This is a genomic window from Streptomyces sp. NPDC028331, from assembly GCF_055565775.1.
Genome location: NZ_JBVHTR010000024.1, coordinates 25,187 through 44,346 on the forward strand (window position 1 = coordinate 25,187; position 19,160 = coordinate 44,346).

General features: G+C 70.0%; 18 protein-coding genes and 1 pseudogene. 9 read left to right on the forward strand and 10 right to left on the reverse strand.

Annotated elements, in window-relative coordinates:
* Positions 1-62 precede the first annotated feature (62 nt).
* Positions 63-536 carry a hypothetical protein gene (locus tag ACZ4SW_RS29040; RefSeq protein WP_468251554.1) on the forward strand — a complete coding sequence of 158 codons (474 nt, stop codon included), beginning with the start codon at positions 63-65 and terminating at the stop codon, positions 534-536.
* Between the two features lie 239 nt (positions 537-775).
* A complete protein-coding gene (locus ACZ4SW_RS29045; RefSeq protein WP_468251556.1) occupies positions 776-910 on the forward strand; it encodes a hypothetical protein in 135 nt (44 codons plus the stop codon).
* 300 nt (positions 911-1,210) lie between these two features.
* Here ACZ4SW_RS29045 and ACZ4SW_RS29050 read toward each other — a convergent pair whose 3' ends face one another.
* Positions 1,211-1,564 carry a hypothetical protein gene (locus ACZ4SW_RS29050; protein ID WP_468251558.1) on the reverse strand — a complete coding sequence of 118 codons (354 nt, stop codon included), beginning with the start codon at positions 1,562-1,564 and terminating at the stop codon, positions 1,211-1,213.
* A gap of 490 nt (positions 1,565-2,054) precedes the next feature.
* Positions 2,055-2,903 (reverse strand): LysR family transcriptional regulator, encoded by an 849-nt coding sequence (locus tag ACZ4SW_RS29055; RefSeq protein WP_468251560.1) that lies wholly within the window; start codon positions 2,901-2,903, stop codon positions 2,055-2,057.
* A 104-nt stretch (positions 2,904-3,007) separates the two neighbouring features.
* Between ACZ4SW_RS29055 and ACZ4SW_RS29060 the strand changes: the two genes are divergently transcribed.
* The 4 genes and pseudogenes from ACZ4SW_RS29060 (at position 3,008) to ACZ4SW_RS29075 (ending at position 6,205) form a co-directional block, all read left to right on the forward strand.
* The gene (locus ACZ4SW_RS29060) at positions 3,008-3,751 is read left to right on the forward strand and encodes an SDR family oxidoreductase (RefSeq protein WP_468251562.1); all 744 of its coding nucleotides are present in this window, start codon (positions 3,008-3,010) and stop codon (positions 3,749-3,751) included.
* 273 nt (positions 3,752-4,024) lie between these two features.
* Positions 4,025-4,565, forward strand: a pseudogene (locus tag ACZ4SW_RS29065) (IS5 family transposase); the annotation flags it as partial.
* A 122-nt stretch (positions 4,566-4,687) separates the two neighbouring features.
* Positions 4,688-5,353 carry a nitroreductase gene (locus ACZ4SW_RS29070; RefSeq protein ID WP_468251564.1) on the forward strand — a complete coding sequence of 222 codons (666 nt, stop codon included), beginning with the start codon at positions 4,688-4,690 and terminating at the stop codon, positions 5,351-5,353.
* 192 nt (positions 5,354-5,545) lie between these two features.
* Positions 5,546-6,205, forward strand: a complete 660-nt coding sequence (locus ACZ4SW_RS29075) for an MSMEG_1061 family FMN-dependent PPOX-type flavoprotein (protein WP_468251566.1) — start codon at positions 5,546-5,548, stop codon at positions 6,203-6,205.
* A gap of 190 nt (positions 6,206-6,395) precedes the next feature.
* On the opposite strand, the gene ACZ4SW_RS29080 is transcribed toward ACZ4SW_RS29075, so the two are convergent.
* Positions 6,396-7,400 (reverse strand): GlxA family transcriptional regulator, encoded by a 1,005-nt coding sequence (locus ACZ4SW_RS29080; protein ID WP_468251568.1) that lies wholly within the window; start codon positions 7,398-7,400, stop codon positions 6,396-6,398.
* A gap of 567 nt (positions 7,401-7,967) precedes the next feature.
* On the opposite strand from ACZ4SW_RS29080, the gene ACZ4SW_RS29085 reads away from it, so the two are divergent.
* Entirely contained in the window at positions 7,968-9,047 is a 1,080-nt protein-coding gene (locus ACZ4SW_RS29085; protein WP_468251570.1) for a TDT family transporter, read from the forward strand.
* Positions 9,048-9,144: 97 nt separating this feature from the next.
* Here ACZ4SW_RS29085 and ACZ4SW_RS29090 read toward each other — a convergent pair whose 3' ends face one another.
* From ACZ4SW_RS29090 to ACZ4SW_RS29105, 4 genes are all read right to left on the reverse strand, one after another.
* Positions 9,145-9,696, reverse strand: a complete 552-nt coding sequence (locus ACZ4SW_RS29090; RefSeq protein ID WP_468251572.1) for an SLAC1 family transporter — start codon at positions 9,694-9,696, stop codon at positions 9,145-9,147.
* Positions 9,697-9,826: 130 nt separating this feature from the next.
* Complete coding sequence (locus tag ACZ4SW_RS29095; protein WP_468251574.1) at positions 9,827-10,066, reverse strand: hypothetical protein; 240 nt, start codon at positions 10,064-10,066, stop codon at positions 9,827-9,829.
* A 156-nt stretch (positions 10,067-10,222) separates the two neighbouring features.
* On the reverse strand, positions 10,223-10,897 hold the full coding sequence (locus ACZ4SW_RS29100; RefSeq protein ID WP_468251576.1) for a transketolase C-terminal domain-containing protein: 675 nt from the start codon (positions 10,895-10,897) through the stop codon (positions 10,223-10,225).
* The gene (locus ACZ4SW_RS29105) at positions 10,801-13,545 is read right to left on the reverse strand and encodes a multifunctional oxoglutarate decarboxylase/oxoglutarate dehydrogenase thiamine pyrophosphate-binding subunit/dihydrolipoyllysine-residue succinyltransferase subunit (protein WP_468251578.1); all 2,745 of its coding nucleotides are present in this window, start codon (positions 13,543-13,545) and stop codon (positions 10,801-10,803) included. Before ACZ4SW_RS29105 ends, ACZ4SW_RS29100 begins: the two co-directional genes overlap by 97 nt.
* 379 nt (positions 13,546-13,924) lie before the next feature.
* Here ACZ4SW_RS29105 and ACZ4SW_RS29110 point away from each other — a divergent pair, with 379 nt between their 5' ends.
* Together ACZ4SW_RS29110 and ACZ4SW_RS29115 are read left to right on the forward strand one after the other, a co-directional pair.
* The gene (locus tag ACZ4SW_RS29110; protein WP_468251580.1) at positions 13,925-14,341 is read left to right on the forward strand and encodes a MarR family winged helix-turn-helix transcriptional regulator; all 417 of its coding nucleotides are present in this window, start codon (positions 13,925-13,927) and stop codon (positions 14,339-14,341) included.
* 557 nt (positions 14,342-14,898) lie between these two features.
* Positions 14,899-16,644 carry an MOSC domain-containing protein gene (locus ACZ4SW_RS29115; RefSeq protein WP_468251582.1) on the forward strand — a complete coding sequence of 582 codons (1,746 nt, stop codon included), beginning with the start codon at positions 14,899-14,901 and terminating at the stop codon, positions 16,642-16,644.
* A gap of 649 nt (positions 16,645-17,293) precedes the next feature.
* Here ACZ4SW_RS29115 and ACZ4SW_RS29120 read toward each other — a convergent pair.
* Genes ACZ4SW_RS29120 through ACZ4SW_RS29130 form a run of 3 tightly spaced genes read right to left on the reverse strand, consistent with a single transcriptional unit; the run spans position 17,294 to position 18,827 of the window.
* Positions 17,294-17,905 (reverse strand): ABC transporter substrate-binding protein, encoded by a 612-nt coding sequence (locus ACZ4SW_RS29120; protein WP_468251690.1) that lies wholly within the window; start codon positions 17,903-17,905, stop codon positions 17,294-17,296.
* Between the two features lie 41 nt (positions 17,906-17,946).
* The gene (locus ACZ4SW_RS29125) at positions 17,947-18,702 is read right to left on the reverse strand and encodes an SDR family NAD(P)-dependent oxidoreductase (protein ID WP_468251584.1); all 756 of its coding nucleotides are present in this window, start codon (positions 18,700-18,702) and stop codon (positions 17,947-17,949) included.
* On the reverse strand, positions 18,699-18,827 hold the full coding sequence (locus ACZ4SW_RS29130; RefSeq protein ID WP_468251586.1) for a hypothetical protein: 129 nt from the start codon (positions 18,825-18,827) through the stop codon (positions 18,699-18,701). Before ACZ4SW_RS29130 ends, ACZ4SW_RS29125 begins: the two co-directional genes overlap by 4 nt.
* Between the last annotated feature and the right edge of the window lie 333 nt (positions 18,828-19,160).

Below are 19,160 nucleotides of genomic sequence, written 5' to 3' on the forward strand. Positions count from 1 at the left end.
CAGGGGCCGGGCGTGAATCCTGCGGGCTGCGGAACCCGCGCCCGGCCCCGGACCTGGAGAACGTGGCCTTCCTGCTCGGGGAGGTGCTGGCTGACTGGTCACAGAGCGCCGCCGAGGCCGTCGCCCGCAACCGGGCAAACGGCCATCGCCCGCCCACCACCGCCGAACTGACCCGGAGCCTGACCCGGGCGGTGCTCTCCAGGTGCGAGGAGAGCGAGTTCGAACCGCTCGCCCCGTTCCTGCGCGCTTACCGTGAGCTGCGGCTGCCTGTGGTGCCGAATGGCAAAAGCCGGTACGGGCGGCTGAACGTGGTGATCTGGCTGCCCGGAGGCCCCGATGTCGTGGTGGAGATCGATCCGGCCCCCAACCCAGCGTCCGCGCAGAAGCTCGCCTTCGCCCGCGACGTTGGCGCCTTCCCGTTGTGGGTCCGTTTCGGCACCGGCCGCATCGACAAGATCGACGGCGTGATGGTCCTCGATATCAGCGAGGCAGTACGGGGCGTGTGTGACGCCCAGCCCGCCGCCGGGACATCCTGACCGAGGACGAGGGAACCGACTTGCTCAGCAGCGACGACCGCGACATCGGATGGGACGCCGACGACGAAGACGCGCCCAGTACTGGTGGCGGTTCGCCGCCGGCGGGGAAGACCCGCTGGCCGCCCACCTGCTCGCCGGTTGGCCGCCGGAGCCTCCGAACAGTAGCCCGCGCCCCGGACGGTCAGCCGCACGTGTGACGGCGCCGCTCGCGGGGCGTGGCCAGCGCTGACCATGTGTACGTGAAGTCCGCGGCCGCCGCGTGGCTGCGCGGCCGCGGCGAACGGGCACGACTTCGACTCCAGGGTGAGCCACGAGGCAGCCGGGCCTATACCGCCGATCTGCTCTTCGGCAACGACTCGCGCCGCTGCGGCTGACCAGCCGCAGCGGGTGTGGTGTTGTCGTCCCGGCGATGGGCTTGCTGGGGCGGGTTATGTCCGGTCAGCAGTTCCGCTGCCCGGTGCTGCGTGCGTTCGGCCGCCAGTTGGGCTTCGGCGACGGCGTCACCGCGTTCGCGTACCAAGTCCTCGTAGATGGGCAGGTGATTCATTTCGGTGGAAGTGTGTGTCACAGTCGGCCCTTTCGGCTGCCGTGCCTGTTCCGCTGCGCTGATCTGGCGGAGTGGGAGGGCGCCGGCGGCTGCGGTTTGTGGCGATCGGTAAGAAGCGGGTCCGCTGTCAGGCGCGGTTGACGCGGGCAGCGATCCCGTGGCCGATCAACAGATACATGACTGCCGGGAGACCATAATTGAGGACCACGCGTAGACCTTCTGTGTCCATCGTGAAAATGTCCTGCGACCACCAGGCCAGCCAGTCCGCCGTTCCCCGTACGAAATCGACGAACACGTTCGACCGGTTCGCGTCGAGCAGGAACAACAGGATCCACAGGCCGAGCAGCCCTGCCGCAATGTCGGCGATGGTGCAGACGATGAGAGCCGTGCGCCGTGTGGCGGCCTGACGGCGCACGGAGCGGTCCGGGCTCGGGGGCTCGGTGTATGCCTGATATCCGGGACCCGGGTCGATGCTGCTCATGAAAAATCCGATCTGACGTAGTGCCGTGTTGGCGCGCTTGCACCAGGTGCCGAAATTCGGCCCGGGGCGTCGCCCCGCTTCTTCCTGCTTCTGCGTTCCGTTTGCGCTGCCGTGTTACACCGACGTCCGCGATGCACCAAATATGGCTGCCTATTCGCGCACTTGCTGAAATGTCTATGCCCCCAGGGAACTTTCCGGACGGAATCGAGGGGGTTGGACGGGTGCCGTCACGGCTTCCGGTGCCCGGCGTGTGCACGATTCGTGACCAAGAACGCCTAACACAATGAGGCGATCGGTCCTGGTGGTGAGCCGAGGCGCGATAGGTGTCACAGGGCAGGCTTGTTGTCGCTTCGCGTCGGAGCCTGGCTGTGGTTCCGGCAACGCCGGTGCAGGCCGGTCACCTCGTACCGCACGATGTGCCGGGAGCTGATGGCAGACCGGACGCCGTCCCCGAAATCCAGCACGGTGTACCGGCGTTCGCCGCCGTCGGTCACAGGGCAGTGGCGGCGCGGACCAGCCCCGCGACCGCCGTTGAGCGGCTGTGTGGGGGCCAGGCGATGACCGTGGTGACGTGGGGGGCGTCGGGGACCGGTACGGCGGTGAGGTCCTCGCGCAGGCCGGTGCGGCCCGACTCCGGCACGACCGCGCAGGCGCGGCCGAGGGCGATGAGCTGGGTGAGTTGCGTGTGGTCGCGCACCTGCGGTCCGGGGCCGTCCGGGAAGGTGCCGTCAGGGCGAGGCCAGCGGGGCAGGGGCAGGTCGGGAAGGTCGGTGACCTCGGCGAGCCGCACGTGGGGGCGGGCGCTGAGAGGGTGGCCCGCCGGGAGGATCGCGACCTGACCCTCGGAGTGCAGATCCTCGGTGTCGAAGCCGGCCGTGTCGTCGAATGGCCGATGCAGCAGGGCTACGTCGGCCCGGCCGTCGTGCAGCAACCGTGCCTGCTCGCCCGGTCCGCACAGCACGACGTCCACGGCGACGGCGCCGGGCTCGGCGGCGTAGGCATCGAGGAGTTTCGCCAGCAGTTCACCGGAGGCGCCCGCCTTCGCGGCCAGGACCACGGCGGGGCGGCCGGTCGCCGCGAGGGCGGCCCGGCGGGTGCGCCGTTCGGCGGCCTCGACGGCGTCCAGCGCCGCCCGCGCCTCCCGCAGCAGCACCGCCCCTGCCCCGGTCAGGGTGACACCCCGGCTGCCGCGCTCCAGCAGGAGGGTGCCCAGGCGCCGTTCGAGCCCGCCGATCGCGCGCGACAGCGGGGGTTGGGCGATCCCGAGCCGCTGCGCGGCCCGGCCGAAGTGCAGCTCTTCGGCGACCGCGACGAAGTACCGCAGCTCACGTGTCTCCACCCTGCCAGCCTAAGCGGGACGGCCAGGAGCGATACCCGGACGGTATCGCCGCCCACCCAGTCGGTCTTGGACGCCTTGCCCGGCGGGGGAGAAGTATCGATGTCATGAGTGAGACGAACACCGTGAACCACCACAAGGTCGCGCTGGTGACCGGGGCCAACAAGGGCATCGGGTACGAGATCGCCGCCGGGCTCGGCGCCCTCGGCTGGTCCGTAGGAATCGGCGCCCGGAACGAGGAGCGGCGCGAGGCCGCTGTGGACAAGCTGCGCGCGGCCGGAGCCGACGCGTTCGGCGTGCCGCTGGATGTGACCGACGACGCCAGCGTGACGGCGGCGGCTCGGCTGATGGAGGAGCGGGCCGGGCGGCTCGACGCGCTCGTCAACAATGCGGGGATCACCGGCGGCGGACCGCAGGAGCCCACCACGGTCGACGTGAACCGGGTACGGGCGGCCGTGGAGACCAACGTGATCGGCGTCATCCGCGTCACCAACGCCCTGCTCCCTCTGCTGCGCCGCTCGCCGTCGCCGCGGATTGTGAACGTCTCCAGCAGCGTCGGCTCCCTCACACTCCAGACCACGCCTGGCACCGAGACGGGCCCCATCTCCATCGCCTACGCGCCGTCGAAGACGTTCCTCAACGCCGTCACCGTGCAGTACGCCAAGGAACTGGCCGGCACCCACATCCTGATCAACGCCGTCTGCCCCGGCTACACGGCGACCGACCTCAACGGCTTCCGGGGAGTGCGCACCCCCCAGCAGGGCGCAGCCGTCGCGATCCGGCTGGCCACCGTATCGGCCGACGGGCCGACGGGCCGCTTCTTCGACGACGAGGGAGAGGTGCCCTGGTAACGAGCTTCCGGTTCGCGCCACCCCGGGTAGATGGCACATGCGCGTCCTCGTGACCGGCGCCGTCACGCCATGTCGGTACGGCCGTCGAGCCGGATCCGCCGGCGGACCACGAGGTGAGGGATCGAAAGGCACCGAGCGTCTGTGACAAGTAGCCTGCCTTCCAGGTGACAACCAGGCTGCTTCGGCCGGGCCCTTCTGCCGGCCTTTCCGGCTCCGCCGGTGACAACTGTCGAGCCTCGGCACAGGTGGCCGTGTCCGGTCGGCGAGTTCGGTGTGCTGGTGGCCGAGCTGAATGCCGCCGCCCGCCTCGACCGGTCGCGGGCGGACGTGGGCTCCGGCCACGTCAGAGCGTTGAAAGGGGGTCCAGACGGGCCCGTCGCCAGTTGACCGGGGACGGGCCGGCTCCCAGCACCACCTGATCACCGGCGGCCACGGCACCCCGCTCGCGGTCGTCCTCACCGGTGGCAACCGCAAGGACGTCACCCAGCTCATGCCCTTGCTCGACGCCGTCCCGCCCGTCCGTGGCAGGCCCGGACGGACCCGCCGCAAGCCTCAGTCGGTCTTTGCCGACCGCGGCTACGACCACGACATCCACCGCGACCAGGTCCGGGCCCGCCGGATCCTTCCCGTCATCGCCCGCCGCGGCACCCCCCACGGCAGCGGCCTTGGCGTCCACCGGTGGGTGGTCGAGCGTACCTTCGCCTGGCTGCACGGCTTCAAACGACCGCGCGTCCGCTGGGAACGACGGGCCGACATCCACGAAGCCTTCCTCAAGCTCGCCTGCTGCCTGATCACCCACCGCCAGATCAACTCATTGTGTCGGGCGTTCTCAGCCCCACCGCAGGCGTCGTCCCTCTGCCCCGCCGATGAACTCCTCCAGCGCGTACTCGAGAGGGTAGAGAGGTGGTTGTCGTCAAGTGAGAGGACGAGAACCACGTGGACGTGTATGAAGCTGTGGACAGTCGCCGGGCCGTGCGGGCGTTCAGCGATGAGCCGGTACCCAAAGAGGTTCTCGAACGAGTGCTGACCGCTGCCACGCGGGCTCCGTCGAGTGGAAATCTCCAGCCGTGGCATGTTTATGTCGTGGCCGGCGAGCCCTTGGCCGAACTGAAGAAGCGCGCGACGGCCAGGGCGCTTGCGGGAGACCCGGGCGATGAGCGGGAGTATCCGATGTATCCGGCCGAGCTGCCTTCGCCTTATCTGGACCGCTTTTCCGCCGCGGCTGCCCAGCGGTACGAAGCGCTGGGAATCGATCGCGACGACCCCGACAGGCCCATGAAGATCGCCGCCTTGAACTCGGGGGCGTTCGGAGCGCCCGTCGTGCTGTTCTGCTACCTCGACCGGACGATGGGTCCCGGGCAGTGGGGGGATGCGGGGATGTACTTGCAGACGGTCATGCTGTTGCTGAGGGCGGAAGGAGTGCACAGCTGTCCCCAGGTGATGTGGACGATGTATCGCAAGACCGTCAGCCAGATAGTCGGAGCCGATGACGGGCTCGCGCTGTTCTGCGGTGTCTCGGTGGGATTCGAGAAGGAGGGCGTGCCCCGGCTGCGTACCGGGCGAGCGGATATGACGGAAACAGTGAGCTTTATCGGAGTGTGACCGTCAGGCAGTCAAGATCCGAAGGACAGCCTATGAGCCGCCCGGCCCTCTAACGGGCTGACCCGCGATCGATCTCAGGGCGTGTCGGCCCGCGGGTTCGGCTGGGTGGTGGAACAGCAGGAGCGACCGACTCCTTGTCCCCGCACCCACCGACCAAGATCAGTCGCAGGGCGGCCCATTAGGGTCGCTGGCATGACGACATCCCTTGCCAGCAGTGCCTTCGATTCGCTCCGCCTCGACGCCGTGCCCGATCAGGACGCGTTGCGCCGGGTCTACGAACTACCCAAGGACACAGCCATACGCAAGCAAATGACCGAACTCACCGAGCAGACCCGGCGGTTGATCGGCTGCTCATCGCTGGTCCTGGTCGCCAGCGCGGACGCCGAGGGCAACTGTGACGTTTCCCCGCGCGGCGGCCCCGCCGGGTTCGTTGCCGTCCTGGACGCACGGACGGTGGCGATACCGGACGCGACCGGCAACAAGCGTCTGGACACCCTGCAGAACGTCATCGCCACCGGACGGGCCGGGCTGCTGTTCGTCATCCCGGGACGCACCACGACGCTCAGGGTGAACGGTCGGGCCTGCGTCTCCACCCGCCCGGAGCTGCTGTCGCAGCTGACCGCCGTGGGCAAACCTCCGGCCAGTGCGCTGGTGCTGGGGATCGAGGAGGTCTACCCGCACTGCCCCAAGTCGCTCCTGCGCAGCGGGGCCTGGAAGCCGGAGCAGTGGCTACCGGCGGACGCCCAGCCGACCTCGGCCGAGGTGACGCTGGCCCAGCTCCGGATGCCAGAGCTGACGATCGCTGACATCGAGCAGGCGGAGGCGGATTCGCTGAAGTACCGGTACGAGTAACGGGCCGACCTGCGCTTACTGAACCACCGGCCAGTACTTCGCCGGTCCTTTCGGCGCGCCCGCGTGGCGGGCCGCGCTCGCCGAGCCGGTGCTTGGGACGGACTGTCGAGGAGGCCTGACTGGCCTCGTCCGGCACGGCCGGCCTGTCGGATTTCGGCGATTGTCTGTGCCCGCCGGATACCTCCAGGGCTCAGGCGCCCTTGCCGTCGACTGCGGTGTGCGTGGTGCGGAAGCGTGCCCGGTAGGCTCCCGGCGTGATGCCGAGGTTGCGCGTGAAGGCCCGACGCAGGGACTCCGGTGACCCGAAGCCGGTGCGCCGGGCCACCGTGGCCATGGGGGCGTCGCTGTCTTCCAGCATCGCCTGGGCGGCCTCCATGCGGACCTGCTCGACGTAGCGGGCCGGGGTCGTGTGCATCTCGTCGTGGAACAGGCGTGTCATGTGGCGGGTGCTCACACCTGCCCGGCGCGCCATGGCGGCAAGGGTGTGCGGGGCGGACGGGTCCTCGGCGACCGCGTCCAGGACCCGGCGCAGCATCTCCTGTCTCGCGCGCGGGGTGTGGGTGCGAACACTGAACTGGGACTGGCCGCCCGGCCGCTGCATGAACACGACCATGTCCTTGGCCACGGCGCGGGCGACGTCGGCGCCGAGGTGCTCCTCGACCAGGGCGAGCGAGAGATCGATGCCCGAGGTGACGCCTGCGGAGGTCATGATGTGGCCGTCGCGTACGAACAAGGCGTCCGCTTCCACGGTCACCTTCGGGTAGCGCAGGGCGAGCTGGTCGGCGAAGCGCCAGTGCGTTGTCGCCTTGCGTCCGTCGAGCAGTCCGGCCGCGGCGAGGAGGAAGGCGCCGGTGCAGATGGACGCCGTGCGGCCGCCGTGTGCGTCGAGCCCCCTCATGGCGTCCAGCAGCGCGTCGTCCTTGATGAGGGAGGGCCACTCCGGGCCGCCGGGGATGACGACCACATCACTGGCCGCCTGTACCTGCGCGGCAGCGAGGTCGACGCACATTCCGGTGCCGGCTGCGGTGACCACGTCGGCGCCGTCAGGGGAGACCGTGCGTACGCGGTAGCGGCCGCCGAATTCGTTGGCTGTCGTGAACACCTCGATCGGGCCGGTGACGTCGAGCAGCCGTACGCCGGGGAAGACCAGCACGGTCACCAGGAGCGGCTTCCTGCCTGACGGCCTGTCCTTCATCGTGCGCCTCCCGGTCGGACTGGGGCCCACATCGGAGGACACCATCATCCGCCCGGCGATGCTCTGCCGCTCCCGTGCCGATTGTCGTCCGCGTCCCTGCGGCATGCTGCTGCCTTCCGTGGTGTGGAACGAGGCATCGAGCTTCGGCGCCTCGCCCGTGTTCAGCGGTCGCTCGTCGTCTCCTCATGGCCACAGGTGTGGCCACAACACGCTCGGATCGGGACATCGGGGCATCGGGCCGGCACCCGGCAACGGGCCTGCACGGTGCTCGATGTCCTGGTGTGAGGGCGTCATGGCGCGTGCTGTTCTGTGGCGGGAGCCGCGCTTGGCCATAGCGTCGAGGGCGCCAACGGGCCGACGGTCTCGGCCGCGTCCCTGAGCTGCTGGGTGTGGCCCGGCCAGTCGGCCGGCCCGTCACCGTGGCTGGTCATGCCGGTGACGAATCCGACACCCCAAGAGAAGGCACTCCGCGCCGTGACACCCCACCCCAGTACCAGCCGAGCGGTCCCGTCCCAGGTCGGCCGGGCCCCGAGAGCGTCCGCGGTCGGCTCGGCCCCTAGATCATCCGTGCTTGTACGTGACCAGCCGGACGAGGCGAACCGCAGGGAGCGTGGCCGGCTCGGTCCCGGCTGGTTCGCCGCCGTCATGGGAAGCGGGATCGTCGCCGTCGCGGCCGCCACCCTGCCGCGCGGTTTCCCCGGGCTCGGCGAGGCCGCCACGGTGGTCTGGGCGGGGACCGCGCTGCTGCTGATCGTGCTCGCCGTCAGCTATACCGGGCAGCGGGCGCTGCGGGTGCATGCCGGTGATCCGGTACTGGCCCAGTTCTTCGGGGCGCCGCCGATGGCTCTGCTCACCGTCGGGGCCGGGACGCTGCTGCTCGGCCGGCGGCTGATCGGGGAGCGTGCGGCGGTGGACGCGGACTGGGTGCTGTGGTCGGCCGGTACGGTGCTGGGTCTTGCCACCGCCTGCGCGGTGCCGTATCTCATGGTCACGCGGCACCGTTTCACGCCGGACGCGGCGTTCGGCGGCTGGCTGCTACCGGTGGTGCCGCCGCTGGTCTCCGCCGCGACGGGCGCGCTGCTCGTCCCGCGGGCGCCGGCCGGGCAGGTGCGGCTGGCCCTGCTGCTGTGCTGCTACTCGATGCTCGGGCTCGGGTTGGTCGCGGTCCTGCTGGTGCTGGCCATGGTGTACAGCCGCCTGGTGCATCATGACGCGCCCGGCGGTGCGGTGGTGCCCACGATGTGGATCGGCGTGGGGGCGCTGGACCAGGCGGTGACGGCGCTGGGGACGCTGGCCACCGCGTCGCCGAGCGCGCTGCCCGCCCCGTACGCGCGCGGGAGTGGTGTCGTAGCGCTCCTGGGTGGGCTCGGGATCTGGGGCTTCGCCCTGCTGTGGCTGGTACTGGCCACGGCGCTGACCGTACGGGAAATCCGCAGAGGGCTGCCCTTCGCAGCCACCTGGTGGTCCTTCATCTTCCCCCTCGGCGCGTGCGTCACCGGCACGAGCGCGCTCGCTGCTCGTACCGGCTCGCAGCTGTTCGTCTGGATCGCCGTCGTCCTGTACGCCCTGCTCGTCCCCGCCTGGGCGGTGGTCGCCTGGCACTCCCTGCGCCATGCTGTCCGGCAGCGTGAGCGCGCCCGCCGCTGACAGGGCCCGTGTAACGCTCCGCATGACACGGACGCGTCGCGCCAACCCGGCTGTCTGCCGACGGGCAGCCGGGTTCGCGCCGCACCGCAACGCGTGCCTATGGCAGCGCCCCGGTTGCCGTCGAGGCCCGGCCCTGCGGGCGGGCCGTCTGCCCCGCACCGGCGGATCCGTGCGCGGTCGTGGGGCGGCCCCGGAGTCTGGCTGCCACCATGGCGGCGAACACGACAGCCCAGAACACCACGGCGATCCAGACCTCCCAGCGGCCCACGCTCGTCATCCACGAAGTTGCGGTCGCGCGTCCCAGCTCATGCGTGGTGACCGCATACATGCCGACCGGGAAGACGAGGTTCCACCAGCCGAGCTCGTAGCGCAGCGGGATACGGCGCAGCGCGTGCCGCCAAACGCCCAGAGCCAGCAGGAGCGGAATCAGCCAGCTTGAGAACGCCCACAGGACGACGGACGTCCCGATGACGAGCGGGCGCGACACCATCGTGGTGCCTGGATGGAGTGCGATCAGCCGGACTCGGGCGAGTACGGCGATCGCCGCCGCCCCCATGAAGATCCAGACGGACGTCATGAGGCCTTCCGGCTGCGCCGGCCGGGCCGGCAGCCGGGCCAGGAGCAGCGCGGCGGTCAGCAGGTACTGCATCAGGCCGACGGCCGGCCCGGCACACCACTGTCAGGACGGCCAGTGCGTGTCCCGGGGTCACCCGGGCCAGCGATGCCGCCGCGACCGCCACCGACTCCGATCCCACCGACCACAGGAACCAGGTGCCGTTTCACCTGGTCGAGCGACACCGCGGCGGAGACGGCCGCGCGGTGTCCGGGCGGCCGGGAACCGGGAGCGGTACGTCCGTGCTCGGGAAGGGCGGCATCCGGGCGCCGCTCATCGTGAGAGCCGAGCGGTGCGCCGTGCCGGCGCAGACCTTCCGGCCGGACCCGACCAGCACGCGCTCGCCGACCTCGCCGTCCTTGCTCGGCGTCTGCTCGTCGATTCTGCGGCAGATGATCTCGGCCATGACGCATCCTCCGGCCGCTTTCGCAGCAGAGGCGTTTTACTTGTATGCGAATTCATTGCCTTTTGGGTGCGGGGATGGTGCGGGGACCGGTGGGTACCGCGGTGACGGCCGCGCGGGCCAGGGTCTGGGTGACGGTGTGCGCGATCGCCTGAGCGGTCAGGCCGCTTCGGCGAGGATCCCGGCCCGGCTGGGCTGCCGGGGAAACCCGTCCGCCACGCCCACGGCACGTACAGGGGTGCGGATGCCGGCCTCCTGCAGGCCCTGGGCCACCGCTGTGCCCATTCCTCCGGCGCGCAGGCCGTCCTCGACCGTGACGACCAGGGCGTGCTCGGCGGCGAGCGCGGGCAGATCGCGGGGGAGCGGCTTGACCCCCAGTGGGTTCACTACGGTGACCTCCACCCCCTGCTCGGCGCAGAGCTCCGCCGCTTCGAGAGCGACCGAGGCCGTCGTTCCGACAGCGACCAGCAGGACGCCGCGGCCGGGGCCTCGCGCAGGACGTCGACCGCACCGGCGCGGCGAACACTGAAGATGGCCTCCCGTGGCCGCGACGTGGCGGACCGGGAAGTCGCGGATCTCCCCGGCCGGCCGGACCAGCTCTGGATGGCTCAGACCGCTCAAGTCCGCGGGCTGGTGATGCGCGCCGGCAGGCTCATGCCGCTGCTCCTCCTCGATGCTGCCGTGGTGTCGACGGATACGCGCTGTGGGCAGCCGATGCGCACCGCGCGAGCCGCTGATCACTGGAAGGCCGATGTCACGAGAGCCTTCTGCTCCACGCCGTGCCGGCGGGCCGAGCCGACCGCGGGCGCGGGCGCTTCGGGCCGGCTCACGCACTCCACGGCGCGCCGGGTCAGCCGGTGCAGACGCGGCGCGACGAACGACCACGCACCCTGGTTCTCCGGCTCCTCCTGCACCCACCGCACGTCCGCGGCCGCAGGGAAGCGGGCGAGTTCCGCCGCGAGTTCCTCGTCGGGGAACGGGTAGAGGCGCTCCACACGGACGATCGCCGTGTCGGTCGAGCCCGCGGCGTGCCGGTGGGCGTCGAGGTCGTAGAAGACCTTGCCCGAGCACAGCATTACGCGCGAGACACGGGCCGGGTCCGTCGTGTCGTCCGGCAGGACCGGGCGGAAGCCGCCCTGGGTGAACTCGGCCAGGGCGGAGACGGCGGCCTTCGACCGCAGCATCGACTTCGGGGTGAAGACCACCAGTGGCCTGCGGCCGTCCAGCGCCTGCTGCCTGAGCAGATGGAAGTAGTTGCCCGGCAGGGAGGGCATGGCCACGGTCATGTTGTCCTGCGCGCACAGTTGCAGGAAGCGTTCGATCCGGGCGGAGGAGTGGTCGGGGCCCTGGCCCTCCAGGCCGTGGGGCAGCAGCATGGTCACGGCTGAGCGCTGGCCCCACTTCTGCTCGGACGAGGCGATGTACTCGTCGACGACCGTCTGCGCGCCGTTGGCGAAGTCGCCGAACTGGGCCTCCCACAGCACCAGGGCTTCCGGACGGGCCTGCGCATAGCCGTACTCGAAGGCCAGCGCCGCCAGTTCGGACAGCATCGAGTCGTACGGTGCGAAGCGCGCGGCCTGCGGGCCGAGGGCGTTCAGCGGCGTGTGCTCCGCGCCGGTGCGCCGGTCGGTCAGTACGGCGTGGCGCTGGCCGAAGGTGCCGCGCCGGGAGTCCTGCCCGGCCAGCCGTACCGGGATGCCGTCCAGCAGCAGCGAACCGATCGCCAGTGTCTCCGCGGTGGCCCAGTCGACGGTGCCGGTGTCGAGCGTCGCCGTACGCCGGTGGAGCTGCGGCAGGACACGCGGGTGCACGGTGAAGCCCTGCGGCAGGTCGGTCTGCGATGCGATGACCTGACGGGCTGTCGCCTCGTCGATCGCGGTCGCCGTGCGCTGGGTGGCCGCCTGTCCGGCGTCGGCGCAAGGAAGGTCTTCGGCCGGTGCGGGAGCGGGCAGCGCCCGGGTCTCGGCGAAGGCCCGTTCGAGGTGATCCCGGTAGTGGCGGCGGGCACTGTCCGCCTGCCGCTCGCCGATGTCCCCGCGGCGTATGAGGGCCGCGGCGTACAGCGTGCGCACCGAAGCCTTGGCGTCGATGCGTTCGTACATCATCGGCTGCGTGATGGACGGGTCGTCGACCTCGCTGTGCCCGTGGCGCCGGTAGCAGACCAGATCGACCACGACGTCCTTGTGGAACGTCTGGCGGTAGTCGAAGGCCATCCGTGCGACGCGGTCGACGGCTTCCGGGTCGTCGCCGTTGACGTGGAAGATCGGGGCCTCCACCATCCGTGCCACATGGGTGGCGTACGCGCTCGAACGGCCGTTGGGGGGCAGGGTGGTGAAGCCGACCTGGTTGTTGACGACCACGTGGACCGTCCCGCCCGTGCGGTAGCCCGGCAGTTGCGACATGTTCAGGGTCTCGGCGACCACGCCCTGGCCGGCGAAGGCCGCGTCGCCGTGGAGGACGACCGGCAGTACGCGGAAGGGCCCGCCCTGGTCCCCGGCCAGGTCCTGCTTGGCCCGCACCACGCCCTGGGCCACCGGCCCCACGATCTCCAGGTGCGAGGGGTTCGCCACGACCGAGACGGCGATGGTGCCGCCGTCCAGGGCACGGTAGGTGCCCTCCGCGCCGAGGTGGTACTTCACGTCCCCCGAGCCCTGGGCCGACCGGATGTCCACCGCGTCCTCGAACTCGTCGAATATCTGGCCGTAGGACTTGCCGATGATGTTGGCCAGGACGTTCAGCCGGCCGCGGTGCGCCATCCCGATGACGGCTTCTTGGACACCGTCTTCGACGGCGCGGAGCAACAGGGCGTCGAGCAGCACGATGGCCGACTCGCCGCCTTCGAGCGAGTACCGCTTCTGGCCCACGTACTTGGTCTGCAGGAACGTCTCGAAGGCCTCCGCGGCCCCCAACCGGTAGAGGATCCGCAGCTGTCCGGCACGGTCCGGGCGGCGCTGCGGGCCCTCGACACGCTGCTGGATCCAGCGGCGTTCCCCGGCGTCCTGGATGTGCATGTACTCGAACCCGGCGGTGCGACAGTAGAACTCCCGCAATGCGCCCAGCACTTCGTCGAGTGTCATCGTGGCGCGCCCGGCGAACCCGTCCACGGCGAAGTCCTCCGCCCGGTCCGCGTCGTCAAGTCCGAACGCGGCGATGTCGAGCTCCGGATGTGCTGCGGCCGGCCGGGCCATGAGCGGGTCCGTTCCGGCCATCAGATGCCCGCGCACACGATACGCGTGGATGAGCGCCGCGACCCGGACCGCCTTGAGCGCCGCCTCGTCGGTGCCCTTGTGGTGTTGGGCTGAGGCGGTCAGGGAGGCCGCGGCGGCCGGGGACACCAGAGTGGCGAAGAAGTTCCTCCACGTCTGGTCGACCGAGCCGGGGTCGTGGAGGTAACGCCGTCGCTGCTCGTCCACGACCCATTCGTTGAGCCCGAAGTCCAGCCCGTGAGACGCTGCTCGAGCGGTGTCTGATTGCGACGCCATGGCGCGAACGCCTTCTTTCCTCTGTGAAGCCTTGGGATGGCGGACGCGGCTATGGCGGTCGTCCGCCTGCGTGTCAGGTGTTCGAGGATTTCGCAACCGTTGCGGAGACCGACCCGTTCGACCGCGTCGCACTGACGACGCTAGGACGCCGGGAGTGCGGAGACGGATGGCCGGGCGCGCCACGACGGCCTCACATCAGGACGGACGGGTGAAGGCCTGCTGCCTGCCGTCCTCGCATATTCGCAAGTGCGGGCGGGTGACGCCGTCCTGATCCGAGGGCTTCGTGTCCGTCCGGCCCGGGATCGACGTCGTAGGGAATCTGGTTGTGATGCTGCGGCCGCGGGCTTGCGGTCGGAGAACCGCCCCCCTGGGAAGGAACATGATCGACTACGATTTGCCGGACACCACGCGGTGGGAGTTTCCAGGGATCCTGCGGACTTTGGGTCTCGTACACGGTGAGTTGCGGGTGCGGTACGGACTGTCGCTCCATGACTACCTCATTCTCGGCGCGCTCGCCGAGGCCGCGAGCGGATCTGTGCCCGTTGCCAAGCTGGCGGCGTTCCTGCAGGAATCCGGGGACCGGATGTCCTACCTCCTCAGGGGTCTGCAGGCTGCCGGACTGATTGATCGCCATCGTCGTGCCGGAGACCGCAGGACGGTCGAGGCGACCCTGACCGACGCAGGACGCTCCAGGTTCGCCGCCGCCGAGACGACCGCGCAGGCGCTGATGCGCCAGCACCTCGGTCCGGGACTGGACACCCAGGAGTCGTCCGGCCGATCGTGTGACGTCACTTGATCTGCTCGTTTTCCACGCCACCGGCTGTGGTCGGCGGACGGCACCTGGGCGCGGCTTCTGCGGCGAATCCAGCCCGTGGCCTACAGCGGGCGAGATCGACTGCGACGTCCTTGATCAGCATTTCCCATTCTGGACCCCCGGGAGTTCATCGGGTGGTTCCGGGCCGTGCGCGGCGCAAAGGCCAGTACCCCGTTGAGCGCTGGTCGGTGAATGCTCCGAAGCGGTCGGCGAGCCGGTCGTAGCAGGGGTCGGGCCGCGCACCGTGGGATTTGCCTGGGCTCATCGTGCGCCGTCGAGTCGTACCGAGACTACGACCTGTTTACTCCCTGCTGAGAGGCAAGGGCTCCCAGTCCGCCACTTGGACGGGCGTCAGGCGCGATTGAGCGTTCGCAGGGCGAGCCGCATGCATCGACACGGAGTGACAGGTCCGCCTTCTGAAGGCCTGCCGTCAGAAGGCATGCATACGATGGGACCGATGTGCGGCTGAGCGCGCTTCTCTGCGAGGCACAGCGTCATGAGGGGGCTGTTCCCGGCTACCAACGCGCAGGAGGTCCACCATGGCGACGCTGTTGTCCGTCAACGTAGGACTGCCCAAGGATGTGCCCTGGCAGGGAAGGACCGTGCACACCGGAGCCTGGAAGTCCCCTGTCCAGGGCTCCCGCATGGTCCGGCGGCTGAACGTCGACGGAGACGGTCAAGGAGATCTGGCCGGGCACGGCGGCGAAATGCGAGCCGTCCTCGTCTACCAGCTGCAGTCCTACCAGTACTGGCGAAAACAGCTCGGACGCGACGACCTGACCTTCGGGATCTTCGGGGAGAACTTCACGGTCGACGGCCTGCCCGACGACGAAGTATGCATCGGTGACCGGTACCGCATCGGCGAAGCGGAATTCGAAGTCTCCCAGCCCCGCGTCACCTGCTACCGGGTCGGCATGCGCCTGGGCGAACCCACCATGGCTTCCTTGCTCGTCGCCCACCACCGGCCGGGCTTCTACCTCCGAGTGATCACCGAAGGCCGCGTCCAGGCCGGTGACGCCGTCACCCTCACCCGCAAGGGACCGGAACAACTCAGCGTCGCCGACGCCGACGCGCTGCTCTACCTCACGGACCGCGACCCCGCGAAGCTGCGCAAAGCACTGAACATCCCTGCCCTCAGTCCCGGATGGCAGCAGTCCTTCCGCGAACTCGCCGCGCCCGAGCAGCCTGCACAGAAGCCGGGACAGCCGGGCGAGCAGCCTGGCAAAGAACCGGGATGGCCGGGCTTCAAGCCCATGCGCGTCACCCGCATCGTCCCCGAGACCCCCACCGTCTCGTCCCTCTACCTCACCACCACCGACGGCACACCCCTGCCCGAGGCCCGCCCCGGCCAGTACCTCTCCATCCGCCTGGCCATCGGCCATGCCGCCCCCGAAGTGCGCAGCTACTCCCTGTCCTGCGCGCCCACAGCCGACACCTACCGCATCAGCGTCAAGCGCGAACCCCATGGGAAAGCCAGCGGCTACATTCATGCGAGGCTCCACCCCGGCGACCTCGTGGACATCGCCAGCCCCCGCGGAACCTTCGTACTGGAAGAACACCCCGGCCCGATCGTGCTGATCTCCGCGGGGATCGGTGCCACACCCGTGCTCGCCATGCTCCACCGACTCGCCGCCACGCGAGACCCGCGCGCCGTCTGGTGGATCCACACCGCCCACGACCGCGCGCACCACGCTTTCGCGGACGAGACTCATACCCTTCTGGCCCAACTTCCGGGCGCCCGCGAGTACATCTACTACACCGGCGAAACCCCACCTCCCGACGAGCCCCACATCACTCACGGCCGCCCGACCGCTGCATCCCTCATGGCCATGGGCATCCCCGCCGAGGCCAACGCCTACCTGTGCGGCCCACCCGCCTTCATGGACGACCTCGCCGGCTTCCTGCGCGATCTGGGTCTGCGCCCCCAGCAGATCCATACGGAACAGTTCACCGCTCTCCCCGCCATCAACCCAGGTGTGACCGTCACCGCTGGGATCCGGCCGCACCAGCCTCCCGGTCCCACCGCAACCGGGCCCCTCGTCACCTTCGCCCGTAGCGGCATATCCACCCCGTGGTCACCCGCTCACGCGACCCTCCTCGATCTTGCCGAAGCCTGTGACATCCCCACACGCTGGTCCTGCCGCACCGGCGTGTGCCACACCTGCATCACCCACCTCGTCGCAGGCGACATCACCTACATCACCCCACCCCTCGAACTCCCCGAGCCCGGGACCGTCCTGGTCTGCTGCAGCAAGCCGACCACTGAGGTCGTCCTCGATCTGTGATCGGCCGACAAAGCGGGTGAGGAGCCGGCTGACCAGCCACGTAGCCGTGGTGGATCGCACGCCGGACGCAGACCCTCGATACCCATGGCGGCCGTCGGCCCGCCGAGCACCGAAACCGCGCAGGGCCGGCGTCCAGGACCGCATGAGCCTCGGCCGCACCTCTCTGATGAGCTCCGCCGTTGTAAGCGCGGGCGACGCGGAGCCGACACCCGGCCAACGCCAGACGATGTCGACCTGGCGGCGGACAGACGACGTGTCGCCCCCGTCTTGCCGCCGCCCCGCAAGCGGTGTCAGCGCAGTGCGGCGACCGCCGTGCGATAGAGACGTCCTCCGCACGGTCCCAGGACCAGCCGCTCACGACCACCAGGGCGCGCCAGCCGGTGAGGCCGAACCAGTGCCAGAGCAGGTCGGCTGTCTCCTCCACCGGGGAGGAGGGCGGTGGAGTCAGGGTGTGCATATGGCGGGCGGTCGTGTGCAGCGCGTGATCGCCGGTGGAAGACCCCGCGGAGACGGGAGGGCCCTGATCGACGGCGGCCCGGAGGGAGGAAACCCATACCTGCGAAGAACCACGCCGCGGTCGCGGTCACCGGAGTGACACCATCGACCCGCGGGCCCAGCGCTTCGCAGCCTACGACTCGACTCGTCATGCCTAGGCTGTGGCCGCGGTGCGGTAGAACTCGGCCGCGGTGACGGTGGCCCGGACGCCGAGTTCGGCGGCGACCGCGGTGATCGCCTTGTCGCCGACAGCGAGGTCGGCCTGGCCGTCCGTGGTGAAGTACGGCGCGATGAACGTGTCGTAGTGGGCTCGGGCCTCTTCCGCGGTCTGTCCGCCGAGGAACGTCTGCATGTGGCGCACCGTGGTGTCGGGGTCGTCGTGGATCACCTGAAGGGCGCGCCGGTGGGCTCGTACGACGGCCTGGACCGCAGGGTCGTCCGGTGAGATGGAGGCGGGGGCGACGGCCACGCCCACGGTGGGGATCTGAAAGTGGTCGCCGACCCAGGCCAGCACCTGCCAGCCGTGCTCGGCGGCCACCGCCTCCGGTGCCATGGTGCTGCCGACGTAGGCGGCGTCGATGCTGCCGTCGTTGAGCCGGCGCAGATCCATGCCGTAGTCGCCGGGCGAGCGGACGATGGTCTTCACGTCACGGTCCGGGTCAAGGCCGGCCTTTCGCAGCACGATCCGGGCGAATGCGCCGGGCGGGGTGTGCGGGGCGTGGACCGCCAGCCGTCGCCCGGCCAGGTCGGCCCGTCTTTTCTTGATCGTTCAAGGGCTCGGCCGCGTGTGCGCAGGTCAGCGGGGCGTCAGTACATGGTCATGCCGCCGTTGACCGCGGCCGTGGTACCGGTCATGAAGGAGTTGTCCTCGGCGGCGTAGAAGGCGACCGCCTGGGCGACATCGGCCGGGTAGGCCAGGCGGCCCAAGGGGGTGGCGGCCACCTGCCGCTGCCTCGTCGCGTCGTCGAGCACGACATCGGCGGTGCGGGACTCCACCGGGCCGGGCGAGACGACGTTGACCGTGATGCCCTGCGGGCCGAGTTCCTGGGCGAGATACCGGGCGAACTGCTCGAGTGCGGCCTTGGAAACGCCCAGCGCGATCATGCCCACCCGAGGCAGGCGGCTGAGTCCGGTGCCGATGTAGATGAGGCGACCCCACCTCCGTTCGGTCATCGTGGGCAGTACGGCTTTGGTGACCGCGAACGCCGCGTGCATCTCGGCGTCGATCTTGCCGCCCAGTTCTTCCCAGGTCATGTCCTGGAACGGCTTGACTGCATACGGGATGAGCGCGTTGTGCACGAGCACGTCGACGCCGCCCCAAGCCGCCTGGACCTGTCCGACCATGCTCTCGACGGCCGCCTCCTCGCGCACGTCGGCCTGCATGGCCATGGCCTGGCCGCCTGCGGCCTCGATGTCGGCCGCGACTTCCTCGGCCGCCTTGGTGTTGCGGAGGTAGTTGACCACCACGCGCATTCCTCGCGCGGCCAGAAGTCGCGCCGTGGCCGCGCCGATTCCGCTGCTGGCCCCCGTCACCAATGCCACCCTGCCGGTTGTCCCGCTCATGGGCTCACCTCCTGGCCGTCCTCGCGGGCCGTCGGGATGACCGCCCGGGGCTGTTCGTCGTCGTGGCGGTAGCCCTCACTCCTGACTCCGCCGTACCCGCCGTGGTTCCAGCCGGTGGCTCCCATCCCCGCAACCACACCTGATTGGGCGGGGGTGGGCGTGTCCGCCGGGAAAGCGGCCGCACTAGCCGAACCGCTGGGAGCGAAGAGAGCACCTGTGGCGACTGTAGCCACGTTCCCCTCGCCCGCGCGGATGTCGGGTGTGTCCGGCAGCTCTTGCGGGCCTGCAGTGCGGGCGACGGCCGGCTCGCTGTCCGGGGCGTCAAGGACTTCGAGTCGCCGGTAGGAACCGAGCCCTCCGCACGAATGAACGGCCGCAGATGAGCGATCAGACGAAAGTGATGGTCCTGGGAGTGATCGCACTCGTCCTCGGTGTCAGCCTTGTTCTCGTACTGCAGC